The 20,358-nt window shown below is 36.2% G+C and carries 20 protein-coding genes; 10 read left to right on the top strand and 10 right to left on the bottom strand.

The features are described 5' to 3' along the window. Positions 1-4 precede the first annotated feature (4 nt). Positions 5-775 carry an enoyl-CoA hydratase/isomerase family protein gene (locus tag HMPREF2660_RS02875; protein WP_013598027.1) on the top strand — a complete coding sequence of 257 codons (771 nt, stop codon included), beginning with the start codon at positions 5-7 and terminating at the stop codon, positions 773-775. Between the two features lie 82 nt (positions 776-857). Here the strand turns inward: HMPREF2660_RS02875 and metG are convergent, their stop codons facing one another. After that, a complete protein-coding gene (gene metG, locus HMPREF2660_RS02870) occupies positions 858-2,894 on the bottom strand; it encodes a methionine--tRNA ligase (RefSeq protein WP_070485570.1) in 2,037 nt (678 codons plus the stop codon). A gap of 191 nt (positions 2,895-3,085) precedes the next feature. Here metG and HMPREF2660_RS10960 point away from each other — a divergent pair, with 191 nt between their 5' ends. Then, positions 3,086-3,232, top strand: a complete 147-nt coding sequence (locus HMPREF2660_RS10960; RefSeq protein WP_168160783.1) for a hypothetical protein — start codon at positions 3,086-3,088, stop codon at positions 3,230-3,232. A gap of 3 nt (positions 3,233-3,235) precedes the next feature. Here HMPREF2660_RS10960 and HMPREF2660_RS02865 read toward each other — a convergent pair whose 3' ends face one another. After that, complete coding sequence (locus HMPREF2660_RS02865) at positions 3,236-4,153, bottom strand: AEC family transporter (protein ID WP_070485569.1); 918 nt, start codon at positions 4,151-4,153, stop codon at positions 3,236-3,238. Between the two features lie 296 nt (positions 4,154-4,449). Between HMPREF2660_RS02865 and der the strand changes: the two genes are divergently transcribed. Beyond that, the gene (gene der / locus HMPREF2660_RS02860; RefSeq protein WP_013598024.1) at positions 4,450-5,757 is read left to right on the top strand and encodes a ribosome biogenesis GTPase Der; all 1,308 of its coding nucleotides are present in this window, start codon (positions 4,450-4,452) and stop codon (positions 5,755-5,757) included. 184 nt (positions 5,758-5,941) lie between these two features. After that, positions 5,942-6,508 (top strand): nicotinate (nicotinamide) nucleotide adenylyltransferase, encoded by a 567-nt coding sequence (nadD, locus tag HMPREF2660_RS02855; RefSeq protein WP_013598023.1) that lies wholly within the window; start codon positions 5,942-5,944, stop codon positions 6,506-6,508. A gap of 3 nt (positions 6,509-6,511) precedes the next feature. Here the strand turns inward: nadD and HMPREF2660_RS02850 are convergent, their stop codons facing one another. The 3 genes from HMPREF2660_RS02850 to pth are packed head-to-tail and all read right to left on the bottom strand — an operon-like array spanning position 6,512 to position 7,793. Beyond that, positions 6,512-6,814 carry a DUF3820 family protein gene (locus tag HMPREF2660_RS02850; RefSeq protein ID WP_317039357.1) on the bottom strand — a complete coding sequence of 101 codons (303 nt, stop codon included), beginning with the start codon at positions 6,812-6,814 and terminating at the stop codon, positions 6,512-6,514. 12 nt (positions 6,815-6,826) lie between these two features. Then, positions 6,827-7,225 carry a rhodanese-like domain-containing protein gene (locus HMPREF2660_RS02845; RefSeq protein ID WP_070485568.1) on the bottom strand — a complete coding sequence of 133 codons (399 nt, stop codon included), beginning with the start codon at positions 7,223-7,225 and terminating at the stop codon, positions 6,827-6,829. 1 nt (position 7,226) lies between these two features. Beyond that, the gene (gene pth / locus HMPREF2660_RS02840) at positions 7,227-7,793 is read right to left on the bottom strand and encodes an aminoacyl-tRNA hydrolase (RefSeq protein ID WP_070485567.1); all 567 of its coding nucleotides are present in this window, start codon (positions 7,791-7,793) and stop codon (positions 7,227-7,229) included. 88 nt (positions 7,794-7,881) lie between these two features. Between pth and HMPREF2660_RS02835 the strand changes: the two genes are divergently transcribed. The 3 genes from HMPREF2660_RS02835 (at position 7,882) to HMPREF2660_RS02825 (ending at position 11,655) form a co-directional block, all read left to right on the top strand. Then, positions 7,882-8,397, top strand: a complete 516-nt coding sequence (locus HMPREF2660_RS02835) for a TlpA family protein disulfide reductase (protein ID WP_070485566.1) — start codon at positions 7,882-7,884, stop codon at positions 8,395-8,397. A gap of 274 nt (positions 8,398-8,671) precedes the next feature. Then, positions 8,672-9,655, top strand: a complete 984-nt coding sequence (locus HMPREF2660_RS02830; protein WP_041942277.1) for an ATP-grasp domain-containing protein — start codon at positions 8,672-8,674, stop codon at positions 9,653-9,655. Beyond that, a complete protein-coding gene (locus HMPREF2660_RS02825) occupies positions 9,652-11,655 on the top strand; it encodes a flavohemoglobin expression-modulating QEGLA motif protein (RefSeq protein WP_070485565.1) in 2,004 nt (667 codons plus the stop codon). The genes HMPREF2660_RS02830 and HMPREF2660_RS02825 overlap by 4 nt, the downstream gene beginning before the upstream one ends. 58 nt (positions 11,656-11,713) lie before the next feature. Here the strand turns inward: HMPREF2660_RS02825 and HMPREF2660_RS02820 are convergent, their stop codons facing one another. Genes HMPREF2660_RS02820 through HMPREF2660_RS02810 form a run of 3 tightly spaced genes read right to left on the bottom strand, consistent with a single transcriptional unit; the run spans position 11,714 to position 14,744 of the window. Continuing rightward, the gene (locus tag HMPREF2660_RS02820) at positions 11,714-13,195 is read right to left on the bottom strand and encodes a T9SS type A sorting domain-containing protein (protein WP_070485564.1); all 1,482 of its coding nucleotides are present in this window, start codon (positions 13,193-13,195) and stop codon (positions 11,714-11,716) included. 26 nt (positions 13,196-13,221) lie between these two features. Further along, positions 13,222-13,737 carry an acyl-CoA thioesterase gene (locus HMPREF2660_RS02815; RefSeq protein WP_070485563.1) on the bottom strand — a complete coding sequence of 172 codons (516 nt, stop codon included), beginning with the start codon at positions 13,735-13,737 and terminating at the stop codon, positions 13,222-13,224. 59 nt (positions 13,738-13,796) lie between these two features. Next, positions 13,797-14,744, bottom strand: coding sequence for an HU domain-containing protein (locus tag HMPREF2660_RS02810; RefSeq protein ID WP_070485562.1), 948 nt, complete (start codon positions 14,742-14,744; stop codon positions 13,797-13,799). Between the two features lie 81 nt (positions 14,745-14,825). Between HMPREF2660_RS02810 and dprA the strand changes: the two genes are divergently transcribed. The 3 genes from dprA to recO are packed head-to-tail and all read left to right on the top strand — an operon-like array spanning position 14,826 to position 19,004. Next, positions 14,826-15,920, top strand: coding sequence for a DNA-processing protein DprA (gene dprA, locus HMPREF2660_RS02805; protein WP_013598013.1), 1,095 nt, complete (start codon positions 14,826-14,828; stop codon positions 15,918-15,920). Positions 15,921-15,971: 51 nt separating this feature from the next. Then, positions 15,972-18,272, top strand: coding sequence for a type IX secretion system anionic LPS delivery protein PorZ (locus HMPREF2660_RS02800; RefSeq protein WP_083299045.1), 2,301 nt, complete (start codon positions 15,972-15,974; stop codon positions 18,270-18,272). Between the two features lie 18 nt (positions 18,273-18,290). Next, positions 18,291-19,004 (top strand): DNA repair protein RecO, encoded by a 714-nt coding sequence (gene recO / locus HMPREF2660_RS02795; protein ID WP_070485560.1) that lies wholly within the window; start codon positions 18,291-18,293, stop codon positions 19,002-19,004. A gap of 2 nt (positions 19,005-19,006) precedes the next feature. Here recO and HMPREF2660_RS02790 read toward each other — a convergent pair whose 3' ends face one another. Both HMPREF2660_RS02790 and HMPREF2660_RS02785 read right to left on the bottom strand, forming a co-directional pair. Next, positions 19,007-19,600 carry a hypothetical protein gene (locus tag HMPREF2660_RS02790; protein WP_141743535.1) on the bottom strand — a complete coding sequence of 198 codons (594 nt, stop codon included), beginning with the start codon at positions 19,598-19,600 and terminating at the stop codon, positions 19,007-19,009. Positions 19,601-19,766: 166 nt separating this feature from the next. Next, positions 19,767-19,988, bottom strand: coding sequence for a hypothetical protein (locus HMPREF2660_RS02785; RefSeq protein ID WP_070485558.1), 222 nt, complete (start codon positions 19,986-19,988; stop codon positions 19,767-19,769). Between the last annotated feature and the right edge of the window lie 370 nt (positions 19,989-20,358).

The following is a 20,358-nucleotide window of genomic DNA, read 5'->3' as shown; positions in this document are numbered from 1 at the left end:
AGGAATGGAATACAATAATTTATTGGTAGAAGTAACCGACGGGATTGCCTTGGTTACGCTCAACCGACCACAAGCACTCAATGCACTCAATAAAGCATTGTTAGACGAGTTGTCACATTTTATCACTGTGGCACAAGAAGATAAAGCAATCCGAGTAATTATCTTAACCGGGGCTGGCGAAAAATCTTTTGTGGCAGGTGCAGATATCAAAGAGTTTGCTTCTTTTAATGGAGAGCAAGGTGAACGTTTGGCAGCTGAAGGTCAAGTAAATGTTTTCAATAAAGTAGAAAATTCTTGCAAACCAGTGATCGCCGCTGTAAATGGTTTTGCTTTGGGAGGAGGGCTAGAGTTATCGATGGCCTCACATTTCAGAATTGCTTCTACGAATGCCAAAATGGGCTTGCCAGAGGTTACCTTAGGTTTGATTCCAGGATATGGTGGAACGCAACGTTTACCTAAACTTATCGGGAAAGGACGTGCGATGCAAGCGATTATGACAGCTGAAATGTTCTCGGCAGAACGTGCCTTAGAAATTGGGTTGGTAAATGAGGTTGTAGACTTAGAAAACCTACTGCCTCGCTGCAAAGAGATTGCAGAAAAAATTACTAAAAACTCTTCGGTAGCCATTGCAAAAGCCATCAAAGCTGTCAATGATTCGGATAAAGAATATGGTTTCGAAACTGAGATTAAGAGCTTTGGTTATCTTTTTGATCAAGAAGATTTTAAGGAAGGAACAACTGCTTTTATCGAAAAAAGAAAACCAAATTTCAAATAATTTAATCGATAGAAATTATTTTAAAATACAAAGGTCGAATTCATTTGAATTCGACCTTCTGTTTTTTTATAGAATACTTTGTTTATCCGATTTGTACACCATTAGGTGTTTTCTCTTCTGGGTGAACAAAGGTTAATTTACCATCAGCTTTGTCAGCAAATAAAAGCATTCCGTTCGATTCGATTCCTCTAATTTTTCGAGGTGCCAAATTAACTAAAACCGTCGCTTGTTTCCCAACGATTTCTTCTAACGTAAAATGCTCTGCAATTCCAGATACAATTGTTCGAACATCTAGTCCAGTATCAACTTTTAGTTCGAATAACTTATCAGCTTTTTCTACTTTTTTAGCTTCTAAAATAGTTCCTACACGAAGATCCATTTTCTGAAAATCATCAAAAGAAATCATTTCTTTCTGTGGTTCGGCATTGGGGTTTGTCATGCTATTTTTTGTTTTGCTATGATTTAATTTATCTAGTTGTACTTGTATTGATTCGTCTTCTATTTTGTTGAATATCAGTGTGGTTTCTCCTAATTGATGCCCACTCTCTATCCATTCATCCGTGGCAATTAAATCGTCCCAGTTTTTTAGTTCGACTTTCATCATATCCAACATTTTGGTCGAAGAAAAAGGCAAGAAAGGCTCTGCTAATTGAGCCAAAGCTACTGCAATCTGGTTGGCTGCATACATGATGTTTTTCACAGCTTCGGGATCATTAGCTTTCTTCCATGGTTCTTGTGCTTGTAGAAACTGATTTCCTAAACGCGCCAAATTCATATATTCGTGCAAGGCCGCGCGGAATTCATAATGCTCGATGTGTTCTCCTATGCGTTTTGCATACTCTTTTATCTGAAGAACCTCATCAAAGCTTGAAGTTTTGGTAGGAATTATTCCATCGTAATATTTATGGGTCAATACCATAACACGGTTGATGAAGTTTCCTAAAATGCCCACCAATTCTGAGTTGTTTTTGGTCTGAAAATCTTTCCAAGTAAAATTGTTGTCTTTGTTTTCGGGCATATTCGATGTAAGCACAAAACGCAAAGCATCTTGCTGATTCGGGAAGTCTTCTAAATATTCATGCGCCCAAACAGCCCAATTTCTCGAAGTTGATATCTTGTCATCTTCTAAGTTAAGGAACTCGTTGGCCGGCACATTGTCGGGCAAAATATACTCGCCATGCGCTTTTAGCATAGACGGGAAAACGATACAATGGAAAACGATATTATCTTTCCCGATAAAATGCACCAATTTGGTTTCTGGGTTTTGCCAATAATCTTTCCAATCTTTTCCGTTTTTTTCGGCCCATTCTTGGGTAAACGAAATGTAACCAATCGGCGCGTCGAACCAAACATACATTACTTTTCCTTCGGTTCCATCGATTGGTACTGGGATTCCCCAATTCAGATCACGTGTCATGGCACGCGGTTTCAGTCCGTCATCCAACCAAGATTTCACTTGTCCGTACACATTCGATTTCCAATCTTCTTTGTGTCCTAGCAAGATCCAATCTTTCAGAAAATCTTGGTATTGATCCAAGGGAAGGTACCAGTTTTTGGTTTCTCTCTTGATTGGTGTATTTCCTGATAAAGCAGAACGAGGATTGATTAATTCTTCTGGACTCAAGGTAGAACCACACTTTTCGCACTGATCACCATAAGCATCCGGATTACCGCATTTCGGACATTCGCCACGTATGTAGCGATCTGCCAAAAATTCTTTGGCTTCTTCGTCATAATATTGTTCGGTAACTTCTTCAGTAAATTTGCTGTTTTGGTACAATGTCTTGAAAAAATCTTGCGCTACTTCTCGGTGTTTAGCAGAAGTTGTACGCGAATAAACATCAAAAGTAACCCCAAAACTTTCTAAGGTGTTTTTGATGTTTTCGTGGTATTTATCGACAATATCTTGTGGGGTAACGCCTTCGTTTTTGGCACGAATCGTAATCGGTATTCCGTGTTCGTCTGATCCGCCAATAAATGCAACATCTTTCCCTTTTCTTCTAAGGTAGCGTGCAAAAATATCAGAAGGCACATAAACGCCAGCCATATGACCGATGTGTAAAGGACCATTGGCGTAAGGTAATGCCGCCGTAATGGTATATCTGTTTGTATTTGACATAAAATGAAATATTGGCACAAAGATACAATATTGTCATAGCAAAAGATACGAAGTTTAGAAACTCTTTTTTCTGAGCGATGATTTTTTTATTCTATCCCAATCCAAAAACGAATATGTAATATCTTGCTTACAGTAATAATGTTTTTTTCGGCAGGAGGAAGTGCACCTGCTGTTTATTAAAGTACAAAAATATGATAAGCATTGCCGCAGAGTCGCAACAAATCGTCAATCAACAATTGTACAGTTATTTAAGTCAATATTATTGGTTATTGATTATGGCCGTGGTTTTGTTGATGTTATTTAGTTGGTTGGGGTCGTCTAAATCCAAAAGAAAATAATATTTAGGCGAAATACCATTCTAAGAAAAAGTACCAAATTGTGAGCGTAATAAAGGAAATCGGGATACCGATTCCGACCATCATATTCGATAATTTAGGTTTCAGCCCATATTGTCCGGCAATAATTGCAGCAGTGACCATCGGCGCCATGGCCGCTTCGATTATCGACACTTTGATCGGTAAACCCGATTGTTTGAAAATCAAAACATAGAGCACAAAAATAACGATTGGTAAGAATATCAATTGATAGAGGAGACCCAAAATCAAAAAATTCCAGTGTTTACTTCGTTTATCAATATTTAGTTGATAACCAACCGAAACGAGAGCCAAAGGCGAAACTGTAACTGCTAACTTCCCGAAAACGTCTTTCAGTTCGACAGGGAAATGCCACCCGAAGGCAGCCATCGTTATTCCGATTAGAAAGGCAATAAACGCCGGAAATTTGAAAACTTTTCCGACCAAAGCACCCAAATTATTTTCGCCACGCGAAAAAATCGTAGCCGTAATAATTCCTAAAGTACTCAACACCACAAAGGTGCCTGGGAGGTCGATGATAATCAAGGTTTTTATTCCTTCGTCGCCATACATTGCTTGTATAACAGGGATTCCGACAAAGGAAGTGTTGCCTAAGCCTGCTGTAAGAATCAGACATCCAATCAAGGCTTTCGACCATCCGAGCCATTTTCCTAACCCATAAAAAAAACCAAAAGCCATTGCAAAAGCCAACCAAGCTACACCCGCCGGGAAGAGCAAATCCCAACCCAATTTCACTTCGGGTAAATAATACAAGGCCATCGAAGGCAAAGAAATAAACAGAACAAACTGGTTCAGTACCACATGAGTATTGTATGGGAATTGAGGAAATTTTTTAATAATAACGCCAATCAATAAACATAAAAATAAGAGGATGATGCTCGACATGTGGAAAAAAATAATAAGAAGGCAAATGTACGTTTTTTACAATACAAAAGAGGAATATTTCGGTATGATATATTCACATGTTTTATTTGTTTTGTGATTGATTATCAAATGTTAAGTGTTGTGGTTGATCAATGATAGAAGATGTTTTCGGTAGGATGAAAAGAGAACCTAAAGGGAGAGTGCAAAAGAAGAATTTTCTTTATAAAGAACTAATCTACTAATAAAAAAATATAAAAAAACACAAAATACACAAAATGCATTCTCGATATTAGAGGCGAATGACTTACCTTTGTAGCATGTCGAATATTGTTGCTATAGTAGGAAGACCCAATGTAGGGAAATCTACCTTTTTTAATCGGTTGGTACAAAAACGCCAAGCCATTGTTGATGATGTATCAGGCGTAACACGCGATCGCCATTATGGCAAATCGGATTGGAACGGAGTAGAGTTTACCGTAATCGATACCGGAGGTTATGTTGTGGGATCAGAAGACACCTTCGAAGAAGAAATCCGTAAACAGGTAGAGTTGGCCGTAGACGAAGCCAATGTTATCCTTTTTATGGTCGATAACCAAGTTGGGTTAACCGATATGGATAAAGAGGTTTCTCACCTTTTGCGCAAGGCTAAAAAGAAAACGTTTTTAGTCGTTAATAAAGTCGACACGAATAAAAATTTAGACGACTCTTATGAGTTTTATACTTTAGGATTCGATAAAATATTTACCATTGCTGCTATTAGCGGGAGTGGGACAGGAGATTTACTCGATGAGGTAGTAGACTCTTTCGAGACCAAAGAATTTGAGGATAAATTCGAAGGTTTACCACGTATTGCAATTGTAGGTCGTCCAAATGCTGGGAAATCGACTTTGATCAATGCTCTCTTGGGTGAAGAAAGAAATATCGTAACCGACGTTGCTGGGACTACTCGAGATTCTATCGAAACGCTCTACAATAAATTCGGGCATAAGTTTGTATTGGTTGATACGGCTGGGATGCGAAAAAAAGGAAAAGTTGCCGAAGACTTAGAGTTTTATTCGGTTATGCGAGCGATTCGTACGATAGAAGAATGCGATGTTTGTGTATTAGTTGTCGATGGGTCGAGAGGCTTAGAAGCACAAGATCTTAACATTCTCTATTTGGCAGAACGCAACCGGAAAGGTGTGGTGATTTTGGTGAATAAGTGGGACTTAGTTGAGAAGCAAACCAATACAATGCGTGATTTCGAGAAGATGATTAAAACCAAAATAGCTCCTTTTACGGATGTCCCAATTTTGTTTATTTCTGCACTCAACAAGCAACGTATTCATAAAGCAATCGAAGTGTTTATGCAGGTTAATGAGAACCGTAATCGACGAATCAAAACAAGTAAACTAAACGAGTTGATGTTGCCATTGATCGAGATTACACCGCCACCAGCTTACAAGGGGAAATATATCAAAATAAAATATGTTACGCAATTGCCAACGCGAACACCTCAGTTTGCTTTTTTCGCCAATTTACCACAATATATACGCGAACCATACAAGCGATTTATAGAAAATCAGCTGCGTAAATCGTTTGATTTTTCGGGCGTACCGATTGAGATTTATTTCAGGAAAAAATAGAATAATAACCACTTTCTTTGTGGATGATTTTTTATGATAAAAGATATATATAGTAACTCAATTCATCCTACCGAAAGAAAGTGCTCTGTGGCGCAACCTACCGAAATTTAGAAATGCTCCTCTTCTTATTTCAAGGACAGTTTGCAGCTTAAATAATAGAGTTAGTTGGATAAAAAAAATAGAAATGAAAGTTGGTTTGTTCTTTGGGTCGTTCAATCCGATTCATATAGGTCATTTGATAATTGCGAATCACTTTCAGCAATTTTCAGATTTAGAGCAAGTTTGGTTTGTGGTAAGTCCTCAAAATCCATTCAAAGAAAAAAAATCCTTAGCCAACGAATATAATCGTCTAGAGATGGTTGAGTTGGCGATACAAGATTACCCAAATCTTCGTGCTTGTAGTGATGAGTTTCATTTACCTCGGCCATCGTACACGATTGACACCTTGACGCACCTAAAAGAGAAATATCCTCGGTATGATTTTTCGCTGATTATGGGGTCTGATGTGTTGATAAGCTTACCAAAATGGAAGAATGCAGATATTCTTTTACGGGATTATTCGATGTATGTGTATCCACGCCCGGGTGAGATTTTAGCCGATTTCGACGCCAAAATTACTATCGTAGAAGCTCCATTGATGGAGATTTCATCAACGTTTATTCGTAATGCTGTGAAGCACAATAAGAACATTAAACCAATGCTTCCTCCTAAAGTATGGGAATACCTAGACGGAAGTAATCTCTATAAATAAACTTTATTTTTTAGGATACATTTGTTTCAATTGTTGTATTATTTGTTCTAATCCATTAACTTTTATTTCATAAACTGTCGCCAAGATTTCACCCAGTTTTCCTTTGGGGAATCCGCCATGGCTAGCAAACCATTCGAGATAAGAAATGGGTAAATCGCATAATAACCTTCCTTGGTATCGACCAAAAGGCATTGTCTGTGAGACCATTGCTTGTAATATTTCGGGCCGAAAACCACTTTCCATCAGCTTATTATTATTTTTTCTTACGTTTTTGAAATAAAGTTTCTTTTTTTGCCTGATTTTCATCCAAACCTCCTTTCAGCAATTGCCCTTCGTAATCGGTAATTCCGTTACGGAAAGGATATGATTTTTTATATTTGCTACATCCATGGCGTCTTTTGCAATCCGAGCTCTAGCACCAGATCGGCAATAAATATAATAGGTTTTCTTGGGGTCTAATCGTACAATATCTTGTGCAAAATCTTCTGCTTGCAAATCGATATTGATCGCACCTTTTATATGACCCTGTGCAAACTCTTCGGGAGTACGAACATCGAGAAGAATAATATCTGGGTGATCAAAGTTTATCTTATCTGTAGTATTAATGTCTTTCGTATAAAGAGTTGCTTCTATATGGTCTAATTTTTTTAGGGTTTGTTGATGACCACAACTTCCTAAGGTGAAAACCAATAAGATAAGTCCGAAAAAAAAGTTCATTTTATTTACCATTGTATAGATTCATTGCGTTTGCTAATCCATGAAAGACAAAAGCCAAAGCAGCTTCGGCTGCCATATCGAGTCGGTCTTGTAAGATTTTGTTTTCTTCTATTGTCCAATCTCCCAAAACATAATCGACTTGTTGTCCTTTTAAAAAATCATTTCCGACCCCAAAGCGTAAACGTGGATAATTGGTGTTTTGTAATTTATTTTGTATGTCTTTCAACCCATTATGTCCGCCGTCGCTTCCTTTTCCACGCATGCGCAAGGTCCCGAAATCCAAATTCAGATCATCGGTAACGATGAGTAGTTGAGGTAGATCGATATTTTCTTTCTGCATCCAAAAGCGTACAGCATCTCCACTAAGATTCATATAGGTGTTGGGTTTGAGTAAAGTTACAGGACGTCCTTTGTATTTAAATTGTGCAATCTCACCAAAATTAGACGAGGAAAATTTAGTATCGTTACGTTTGGCAATTTCCTCTACTACCTTGAAACCTATATTATGACGAGTATTCTCGTATTTGTCGCCTATATTCCCAAGGCCCACAATTAAAAATTTCTGCATACCACAAAAATAATGTATTCTATTTATTTTCTAGTCGAACGAAAGTTAATTTTGATAAATTGGTGTAGTTTTTGACAATTTACATATCATGAATAAACTAATTTCTTTTTACTTTTTCATGCTCTTTATTTGGAGCGGAATTATGTTTGGACAGAAAATACCGCAGACCGATAAAAAGATTTTTACCGAAGATGTTCTTCACCAAACCGTGAAAAATAGAGCCTTAGATGATGTCTCTTTGCAATCTATTCTCCAAGAACAGCGAGGCGAAGTTGTGGTTTTGTATTTTTGGGCAAGTTGGTGCAAGGATTGTTTGGTCGGATTTCCGAAACTCAAAACCTTACAACAAAAAAATCCGAAAGTGAAATTTATTTTCTTTTCCTTGGATAAAACCCAAAAAGCTTGGGAAAAAGCAATAGATAAATATGCTTTGCAAGGAGATCATTATTGGTTTAGCAGTGGTTGGGAAAATCCGTTCAATAACTATATCGACCTCAACTGGGTGCCACGTTATTTGTTGCTCAATCGAGAAGGAAATATTGCAAAATATTACACCATTCAGGCCGACGATCAAGAATTGCAACAGGCAATGAACCAATTGTAACGCAGATAAGATGGTACGTAAGAAAAGGATTAGATTTCCTTTATACTTATTCTATCATTGTATTTCTAGCTTAAAAATTATTTCTAGAAATAAGATTTTGCGTTAATTGTCGATATAAAAGCACACTCCGTTTCTTGTTTATAGATCTTGCATTATCTACTTGATGAGGATAGATTTAGGGATAGAATTTGTAATTTTTTTTCTTAATAAAAATAGATTTTTTTATCGAATTGTTTTCTATAAATTGCAAGCACTTAAAACTATTAATGGATATATGAAAATTTGCTTCGTGATGTATCCTTGGGATAAAATTGTTCCAGGAAAAGATACCACAATTCGACTGATAAAAGAGTGCATAGAGTGCGGTTATGAAGTGTCCTTGGTTACCAAATCGGGAGTGACTTTACAAAAAGGAAAAGTATTGGGGCAATGCCAAAAACTTATACCGCAAGTAGTAGGTGAAGATTGTGTTGCATTCTACGATCAGATGCAGTTTGAGTATTCTACACAAGAGCTCAAAACATTTGATATCATCTTCATGCGTGCCGATCCGCCTGTAGACAATATGTTGCTCAATATCTTAGAACTAATAGAAGACGAGGTTTTTTTTGTTAATCGAATTTCTGGTTTACGCAAAGCTAATAACAAAATCTATGCTGCATTTTTCGACGACGGAACAGATGAAATTGTGCCGCAAACCTTGATTACATCAGAAGTTCCCCTGATAAAAAAATTCATAGAAGAGAACGATTTTCAGAAATTTATCATCAAACCATTAGATGGAATGGGCGGTAAGGGTGTGATACTTCTAGAGCGCAGTCAACTGAACAATGTGTCGGCAATTGCAGATTTCTACATCAATGCAGAAGGCAAAAAGAAACCAATTATTGTTCAAAATTATATCGAAGGAGCAGAAAAAGGCGATATTCGTGCTATCGTGGTCAATGGTGAACCTATTGGTGCGATAAAAAGAATTCCGGCCGAAGGAGATCACCGCTCTAATATCAGTGCAGGAGGAGATTCCGTGAAACATGAGTTGACCGAAACCGAGCTAAAACTTTGCCGTAAACTCGGGAAACAATTAGTGAAAGATGGCTTGTATATTTGCGGTATTGATATTATCAATAATAAAATGGTCGAACTCAATGTAATGAGTCCGGGAGGCGTTTATCCGCACAATAAAGCCAATAACAATACCGAAATACAGAAACAAATCATCGGGATGATTGTTGATAAATATGAAGAGTTGAAGAGATGAAAAAATTAAGTGTCGATAAAATAATCGAAAAAATTCGGGCGGAAGAAGTTTTCGACGTCATGGCCGAAGATGATTCTTTTCGTTTGAAGATAGACGAATATATACCGTATGTCTGTGCGGCAATCCATAACGGACATTTGATGCGTCTCGAGTTACTTGAGAAAACATCGCTAAGTGATTACGAGCGTTGGTACGAAGAAGATCCCCATACAGCAGAGTTTATTGCCCAATTCCCGATTGTGATTCAAGGAAATGACTCGCGTTTCGAATATGATTTGAACCGCGATCCCAATACAGCAGTGTATGAAGAAGCTTGGGGTAAACAATGCTGGAAAGTTCCTTTAACCGAAGAAGAAAAACAAAGAAGCCTAGACAAGCATCATAATTTTTACCGCGTTGTTCATGCCTTGATCGAAAAGTTAGAAAAGAAATTCAATGCGTGTTTGGTGTACGATATTCATTCGTACAATTGGAAAAGATGGAATCGAAAAGTTCCGGTTTTTAACATTGGATCAGAATTGATAAACCATCAAAAATATGATGTTTATGTTGATTCTTGGGCCAGAGAGTTGAGTGAAATTCAATTGGGAGAAATCGAAAATGATACGGCTATAAATGATGTATTTTATGGTCGTGGCTATCTATTAAAATATCTTACAGAAAACTTCGACAACACGTTGGTCTTAGCCACCGAAGTTTCTAAAATATATTGCGACGAATTGACAGGAGAATCCTTTCCAGAAATTATATTCTTAATTAGAGAAGGCTTCAAAAATGCAATTGTAAACCATGCATTTTCTTTCGTTAAAAAAGAAACTACCTATAAAATTTCTAAACAATTCAATATTCTACATAATGAATTAGAATCGGATTTGATAAAAGTAGATAAAAAACTATTCAGTTTGGTGAATAATTTCGAGTTGCTTTCAGTAATCAATCCAATGAATTTAGAGTTCGAAAAAATGAAATTTTTTGCTTCTAAATATAATTATGAGCCCCAGTTCAAATACCATCCAATCAATCTGAATCCTTTAGAATTTAAACGTAAATTAACCTCGATTAATGTAGAGCGAATAGACGATAGTAGCATCCAAAAAATGTATATCGATACCATTAGTGCATATATGGATAAGGTAGATATGTTAGCCAACATCGGATCAGAAAAGTTTCTATACAATTCTTTACGCTATTTCGGTGAACCCAATCAGAAAGATATAGACAATGCGAATTTCATACTGTATTGTCCAGATTTCAGGCCCGATAAAGTAGACGATTATACAGAAAAAGAAGTGGTTCAGTTATTTGAGAATGCTACCAAAGAATATGGTTTCGATTTCACAATAGAAGTGTCCGATCACATTGCATCGAAAGCTTTAGTTATCAATAGCCAGAAAAAAGTAATCATCAAAAAAGGAGTCCGATTCAATAAACGCTTCACCAAAGGCTTGATCGAACATGAAATTGGTGTACACATGGTAACAACGATGAATGCAGCCGATCAACCACTGAAAATTTTCAGTATTGGATTACCTGTCAATACATTAACTCAGGAAGGATTGGCTATTTTATCCGAGTATTATTCGAACAGTATGAATATCGATCGTTTGCGAGAGTTGGGTTTACGCGTTTTGGCTGTGAAATATATGACCTCTGGAAATACATTCTCAGAGACCTTTCAGTTAATGGTAGAAAAATATAAAATGGAGCCTCATAATGCCTATTATCTTACGGCACGTGTCTATCGCGGAGGAGGTTTTACCAAAGATGCTTTATATCTAAAAGGTCTTAAAACAATTTTAAGTTTTATGGACTCGGGTCGTCCTATCAATAATCTATTAATCGGGAAAACATCGGTAGAATATATCGATACGATTGATGAGTTGATTGCGCGAAACATGATAAATCCTCCGAAATATTATACCAAAATCTTCAAGCATCACGAAGAAAATCCTTCCATTAATCCATTGTTACAATATATTTTTAAAGGATTGAAAGATTAAACAAAAAAACGCTTTATCAAATAAAGCGTTTTTTTGTTTTATGCAGTAAACAATTACTTTACTTTTTGATTATTTTCTTACGGGTAATTTCTCCATTTTGGGTTGTGAATTGAACGATATAAACACCCTTGCTTAAGTGTTTCATATAAATTGCAGTTTTTTGGGGTGAAAGCTGCATTTGCTTTTCTCCATTTATCGAAAAGACTTCTACTTTTTGGATCAGGTGATTCGATTGCCAAAAAAGGAAATCCTCTACTGGGTTCGGATAAATAGAAACTATCGCTTGTTCTTGATCATTTACACTCATCGTACATGCAGGGTTGCTATAATCTACAAGCCCCAAAGATGGATTATCTACTCGATGAAAAATTACGTTTTCTATCGCCGACAAATCGGTTGTCGAAGGAGCTATCCAGCAATTTCCTTGTGCAATAACTTCGTTGGGAGAATTGTTGTACAAAGCAAAAGTTTCTCCGTTGTTTCCGTTTTCGTAGAAAAAATTATTTCCAGGAGTGGTAGCATCGCCCATAAAAATATTCGTAGCTTCACCGATAAGCGTAATGCCCCATAAATTATTCTCGATATGGTTATCGAGTATTCTGATTTTATCCCCCAAAACATTACCAGGTTGTGTGATAGAGATACCACTTCCGCCTTGCATAGGTAAGTTTTCTGAGTTGTTGTTGATGAGTTGATTATTCAGAATATCACCACCCGACTTTGGACCAACTAGTGTGATTCCGTATCGGTTATCTTTCACAATATTCCCATCGATAATTGCAAAGCTATCGAGCCCAACCAAACTTGCTACAGCAATTCCGCCAACTCTGGTATTGTCTCGGTTACCAATTATTGTGTTGTTTTTAATAATAATTTGTTGATTTTCTCCACTCGGACCCATATTTATTTGTGGACGGTTGGTATTTTTGGTATTGTTGTTTTCTAGATAATTATTCTCGAAAATCAAGCCGACTTTTGAGTTAGCAGCAGAGCCAACAGCAGGTGTTTCGTTATGAAGAAATTGACTGTTGATAACTTTCGGGGTACCGCGCGAGAAAGATATTGCTCCTCCTGTAGAAATACCTTTGTCGTGCATATAAGAAAATGAACAATTTTCGGCCAAAAAATGTCCGCTTAGTGCACGAATACCACCACCATAACTGAATGAAATGTTTTTGAATGTTGCGGTGGAAAATTCATCCAACCGTATACCTTGATAGGATTCTGTTTCAGGATTTTGTACTGTGAAATTTGCACGGTTGGGGGCAATGGCTTCTATTGTTCCTTCGATGTTGAGTAAAACTTCGTCTGAGATATACACCCAATAATCCTTATCGATCACCAACTTATCGTTGGCAGAAATCGTAATGTTTTTATGAATATAATAGGTGTTTGGGTTATCATTATCTACAGAAATTGTCGTATTATCCGCATTGGCAATGTCTTGTAGGTGCAAAACAACTCCAGAATTTGGTGAAGTATATTGTGCAAAAACAATAAAAGGAGATGCGAATAGAGCAAGTTGTAAAAGTATTTTCATTTTAATGTGTTTTTCCTTACAAAAGTTTATGAGAAAAGAGCTTTTAGCTCATGAGCCTCTTCTGGTTTCATTCTTCCGCCCAATACCAAACTCAATTGTTTCCTACGCAAAGCAGCTTCGTAACGTTCGATTTCTTGTTCGGTTTCTGGAATTAATTCGGGTACACGTGTCGGTTTGTTGTTTTCGTCTACCGCAACGAAAGTGTAAATTCCGTTATTGGTTTTCTCATAACAAGAGTTTTTATAATCGTACAAATACACATCGACATAGACCTCCATAGAAGTAGAAAAAGAACGTGTAACTTTTGCTTCTAAACGAACCGTGCTCCCGAGCGGAATTGGTCTATCGAAAGAAACGTGGTTCACACTAGCGGTTACTACTTGGTAGCTGCCTGCATGTGTTCTTGCAGCGATAGAAGAAATCCTATCCATACGCGCGAGTAGTTCGCCTCCAAACATATTGTTGAGAGCGTTAATTTCACTTGGAAGAACCAAATTAGTCATGATTGCTAATGATTCTTTGGCTGTTTTAGATTTTAACATAAAAAAAGACCTTTGTTATAGGTTAACAAAGGTCTTAAATTTTTATGAAAAATGAAGGTTTAGTTTTTTCTAATCCATGCATCTTTATTCTGTTCATGAATCCAGTTAAGGTATGCTCTTGCTCCTTGTTCGGTTTCGAAAGTCATGTAGTTTACATAAAAGAAACTACCTTTTTTGTACACCATGCCAGCTTTGTCGAATCCTTTTTTATGCAGTTTCTCAATTGCTTCTTGTGCTTCATCTAGCCTTTTATAAGAGCCAGCGACTACTTGGTATTTCCCGGTTGTTTCTTTGGTTTTCACCACAACTGTTTCGTTGTTTTTTGTCGTATTACTTGCCACAAGGGTCGTTTCTTCTGCCATGATATTTGGCAAATGATGAATGCTTTTTTCGGTAGGATGAATTACTTTGTGGTTAACTTTTTCTTTACCGAACATTGGCAAAACAATTCCACTCCATTGTTCATCCACAAATGCTTTGACAGGCTGAGGCGTATTGAAGTATAAAAAACCTCCTATCAGAATAGGTAGAAAAGAAGCAGCAGCCAACAAACCAGCATAACGATTCGGTTTTTCTTTTTCTATTTCGGTTTGTAGAACATACGGAGCATGAACGGCAGGTAACCCAAAACTACTTAATAAGAAATTAGTGTCTTCGGGGGTGAAAACCAAATTACCTTCGACATTTTGTTGTAGTTTTCCCAAACGAATAAGCGAAAGCTCTTTACCTGCTTGCAAATGTTCTTGCCAAAAACGCACCTGATTCTGAATTGTTTCTAGAGCTTTTTCTTGCGACATGCTTTGTTCTCTCATCAAGGCGTTGATAAGTAACCCATCTTGCTTTTGTAGAGAAGCATTAAATGAAACTGTCTTACTTGGCGGGAGAAAGTTTTGGGCTTCCTTATCTTTCTTTGCCGAATAAGTCTGTGTAATAAAAGCCCCGAAATCAGGAACAATTACACAATTGTGTTCGTATAATAATTCATGTATAAGTTGTTCTATTTTCATATGATGATCATCTTAATGACGCATTTTTTAGTATAAAAAAATATTCACAAAAATAAGAAGATTTTCCTTATCTTTAAAATTATGATAAATGATTTGAAATACCAAATTGCGCTAAGTTTTTGTAAAGGCTTAGGACCCAAGTACACCAAGCAATTGCTGCACAGCTTTGGGCTTGCAAAAATGGTATGGCAAGAAAAGTTATCTACTCTACAAGAGAAAACCAAAATACCTCTAACCAATCTGATGGATATTGGGCGCGATGAAATCTTAACGATGGCCGAAAACGAGATACTTTTTTGCGAACAAAATCAAATCAAAATCCTTTCTTTTTTTGATGATGCTTATCCCTTTTATCTGAAACAATGTATCGATGCTCCCTTAATTCTGTATTATAAGGGTAATATAAACTTCAAAAGTGAGCTGAATATTTCTATCGTTGGATCAAGGAAAATGACTGCATATGGTGCCAAGTTTATACAAGAACTCGTCGCAGATTTACGCGATTATCCGATTTGTATTGTGAGTGGTTTGGCCTACGGCTGCGATATTCAGGCGCATCGTGCTGCACTGAGTTTGGGTCTACCGACGTGGGGTGTTTTGGCGCATCATCTGAACAAAGTATATCCAGCAAAACATAAAAAAGAAGCACAAGAAATGCTAGAAAATGGTGGGTTGATTAGCGAATATTCTTCTCAGCATGCATTGATTCCTGAATGTTTTTTGCAGAGAAATCGGATCATTGCTGGACTTTCTCCGACGACAATTATCGTAGAATCTAGCTATTCTGGCGGAGCATTGGTAACAGCAAAGTTTGCCAATGAATATAATCGAGATGTTTTTGCTTTGCCCGGACGAAATTCGGATAAAATGAGTCGAGGGAACAACCATTTGATCAAAACACATCAGGCGTATCTCATAGAAAATACACAAGATTTACTGTATCATTTGAATATCCAATCCAAAGATAATAAAACAAAGCAAGTCGAAATGTTTGTGGATTTAACCGAAAATGAACAAAAAATCGTTCAATTATTACAGAAAAATCAAAAACTACATATCGATCAGTTGGCCGATTTATCCAACCAATATACTTATCAATTATTACCAATACTGCTCGACTTAGAACTGAAACAGCTCGTGAAACCTTTACCTGGTAAATTTTTCGAACTTATTTAATAATTCTTTTCCAATTCTTTCGTTATCGAGAATAACAAGTACATTTGTTATATGATGATGAAAATTTTCAGTTTTTTACTATTAACTCCATTTTGTTTATCCGCTCAAACAATGCAAACGCGTTGGATAGATTTATTTTCATACAGAAAAGTTGTCGATATCAAACAAATAGATAATTTGTTGTATTGCGCTTCAGAGAACGGCATTTTTGTTGTCGATCCTGAAGATACATCGAAAGTAGAGAAGTTTAGCAAAGCCAATCTACTGAGTGATGTGGGGATATCGAGTATAGAATATGATCAAGTTTCTCATGTACTTTTGATTGGATATGAATCGGGTTCACTCGATATATTACGAGAAGGAAAGCCGAAGTTTATTCTCGATATTCCTTGGAATTCTTTTCAGGGTTCTAAGGCGGTAAAAGATATTTTTATTTACGACGATAAAGCAATGATAACCGGAGATTTCGGTATAGCTAGCTTTTCATTGAACCGCGAAGAGTTTATAGAAACTACATTCTTCAATAAGTTGAACGTTAATGAGTTTGCTCGTAGCTCGGCGGTGTTGGGCGAAGATTTGTATGTAGCGACTTCCGAGGGGCTTTATCACTCAAAACTGGTTAATGGAGTAAATTATCCGAATGTGTTGGATGCACGTTGGAAAAAAATTGTAAGCGGACCAAATTTTCATAAAATGGTGGTGTACCAAAATGAGGTGTATGTGAGCGATGATAAATATCTAAAAAAAATAGAAGGAAATCAATTAACAGCAGCAATTGATACAATGAAAGGAACAATCCTCGATTTCGAAAGTAACCAAGATGTTTTATCGATTACGCATAAGGATGGAGTAGAATTTTATCAGGATGGAGCCTTTACAAGCACTTTTTCGCTAGAAAATGACACCTACTTGTCGGGTATTTTTCATAATGATAAATATTATGGGGGCTCTCATAAAAATGGTTTGATTGATTTTAGTTCTAATCAGAAGGTTCCTGAAGATGAAAAGATCGGAATTTATCCCGATGGACCCTACACCAATCGCTCTTGGTCTGTAACAGCACTCAATACCAAAGTATGGGTTTCGCCCGGCGGAATGGAATCCTACAATACGCCCTTGAAAAATCAAGAAGGGATGTCGTATTTTAATGGTGAAAACTGGATTCATTTTGATGCGAGTAAGGATTTGTATGGAGCCATGGATATTGTTCATGTGGCAGTAAACCCAGAAAATGATCAAAACTTCTTTATTTCTTCTTGGCACGATGTATCCAACGATTTTGTTACGCCATTAGGAGGTCTAGAAGTAGAAATTGTTGATAGTAAGAATAATATTGTAGATCTTACAAACAACTTCGAGTCACTCACTAGAATAGGTGGTGCTACCTACGATGAAGAAGAGAATTTGTATGTTACAAGCTCGTTTGTGGGTAAAAAAGACAATGAAATATATCTCTATAAAAGAGAAGGAAAAAAAGGTCCATGGAAAAAAGGTCGAATAGTAAATCAGGCAGAAACAGAAAAAATATCATCTGGTAAACCAACGCTAGATGAAGACAATGTTTACATACCAGGTGCACGTTTAGGGGGGCTTATCATTGTGCCCAAGAAAGAACTCAAAAACAATGGTGATAATGAGCTGAAATGGACAAGATTGGGCATAAACGAAGGTTTGCCTTCTAGCAATGTTTTGGCGCTTGGCTTAGATAATTTTGGCACTTTATGGATTGGTACCGATCGAGGTTTACGAACGCTCATCAAGCATAACAATAATGAAGTCTATTCTGCAGAACCAATTGTCATTGAACAAAACGGTATTTATGAAGCTTTATTAACCGATGTCGGTATCAATACAATCAAAGTAGATCAGTCGAATAGAAAATGGGTTGGTACCCTTTCATCGGGTGCATTTTACTTTTCGGATACCGGTGAGGAAACCATTCTACAATTCAACAAAAAAAACTCAGCTCTTCCGTCGGATATTATTTACGATATAGATGTTGATCCTGCAACGGGATACGTTTATTTTGCTACCGAAAAAGGAGTTGTTGCGTATCGTGGAGATGTGGGTACAGCGAGTGGAAAATTCGAAAATTCGTATGCGTATCCCAACCCGGTTCGACCAGGATTTAGAGGGAGAGTTACGATCAAAGGTTTGCCAAATCGAGCTTCTGTAAAAATCACCGATGTTGCCGGGAATCTTATTTATCAGACAAAAGCATCGGGAGGTATCGCCGAATGGGATACCAAAAACATGAAAGGTAAAGAAGTGGCTTCGGGTGTATATTTGGTTTTGATGTCGAACCAAGACGGAACCGAAACGAAAACCCTCAAAATCGCTGTTATCAGATAATTGTAGCTCTTTCTTCAGATGGATATTACAACACGTGGTTTTGTACTTTCGGCTGTGAAATATGGTGACACAAGACTTATTTTGCGCATTTATACACAAGAATTTGGGTTGCGTTCTTTTATCGTAGGCAATGCTTTTGCCAAGAACAAATCAGCCGCTTTGTATTTTCCTTTGGCTTCGGTAGAAGTTTTTTTTAGACTAAAAAACAACTCTACTTTGGTGAATGCCAAACAATTATCTGCTGCCAATTATTTTCATACGATACACGTAAATCCTGTTAAATCGGCAATGGTTATGTTTCTAGCAGAGGTGATGCAAATGGTTCTCAAAGAAGAAGAAAGCAATACTTTATTGTACCGATATTTAGAAGAAAATTTAATTCGGTTTGATGAACGAGAAAAAAATTACGCAGATTTTCATCTTTGGTTTTTGATGCAACTGACTAAGTTTCTTGGCTTTTTTCCGAATATTGATGCAATGGAGCAAGATTATTTCGATTTAGAAAACGGTGTTTTCACTTCAGAATCTGTTCATGTAGAGCATCTTACTCAGACTCAGACTCAGCTCTGGAAAGCCTTGTTGCAATTGGATTTTAGAGAAAAACAATCGTCAGCCTTTAATCAATCACAAAGAAGAGAATTGCTGCATTTGTTGATGAAGTATTATCAAATTCATCTGCCCAATTTTTTCCAACCTAAATCTTTAGAGGTTTTACAAGAAATTTTTAGTTGAAGTTATTTAGCTGTTATAAATGCTTTGTCTATATTGATTAAATATAAATTGATAGAATCTTGTTTGTTAAACTTATTCAAATTCTGGGTAACAGTGTTTATAGCTTCGTTTGATTGTTTTTCTAACATCAAGGTCCAAAGAATAAGTACTTTATATTTTTTGTCGGAATTTAATTTTGGTATTTTTTTAGAATAATGATTCCATTCGATTTCAAAATTAGCAGGATTTATAGCAGATTGTGGAATAAAAGTGTCAAATCTATTGTTTGTATTCCAATCTAAAAACCCATTCAACTTTGCTTTTGCATAACAATTTGCATGAAAGGATGATAATTTATTTTCTTCAAAATATAAAATTTGTATTGGTTGAGTAAGGTCGTTCGTTCTCAGTTCATTTGTTTCTATTTTCGATAATTCATAGAAATCTATAGAATCAAGAATGAGATTGATGGTTGGATGTTCTATTTTTTGATGAAATGCCTCAACTTCCGATTCATCAAACACGTTAATTTCTCTAACGCCATACAAATCAGAAAGCATTTTATTGCATGAGAAAATTGTCAGCGTAACTATTAAAAAAAGGATTATTTTTTTCATATAAAAAAGAAACGATAATTCTAAAAAGAATTGTCGTTTTTAAATTAAATTATTCTGTATCTACAATAATAGTATATTGATCATTAATTTCATCATAAAATGCCTTGTAAATCCCAGCTTTAATTGTTAAACTATCATTAACATATACATCTGAATAGATTGGTAATTAATTATCACTTGTCAATCCATTATCTATCGTTTCTGGTACTATAGCCAATTTGTCATCCACTTTGTAAATTGAAGCGTTGGAATCTAACATGGAAATTTCTGATTGTTCAACACCGATTGTTACACATTTTCCCAATGGAAATTCACAACCAGCATTTCCTCCTAATCCAGACCATCTAAATCTAATTCGAATTTTTTCTTGGACATCTTGTCTATTCAATAGTTCAGAGTTTTTTAAAACTAAATCAGAATAATCTAAAGTTTTAGTGTTTTTTAAAAAGAACTTTTCAGAATCACTTTTTTCATAATCTGAAAATCTTTTAAACTTAATTTTTTATTACTCTCAAGGTTTTCTAATTCAAACTCATCATTTGAGCAAGAGTTTAATAATAAAGATGTTGCAATAAACATCATAAATAATAAAAATGTTTTTCTTATGGTTTAATGATTTTTAATATACTCAAAAAAACTAATAACTTTTTTCGTTCCTGGTATTTTTTTTACTGAATGCAAGTAAAATATTACTAATTATGGTTTAAACAATGTTTGATAGGAGCTAACTTAAAAATAAAAGATGAAAAGGATAAAAC

The sequence above is a fragment of the Weeksella sp. HMSC059D05 genome (genome assembly GCF_001809725.1).
Lineage (GTDB): Bacteria > Bacteroidota > Bacteroidia > Flavobacteriales > Weeksellaceae > Weeksella > Weeksella virosa.
The sequence above is the reverse complement of the archived record's forward strand: the minus strand, read 5'-3'. Positions and strand labels throughout refer to the sequence as shown.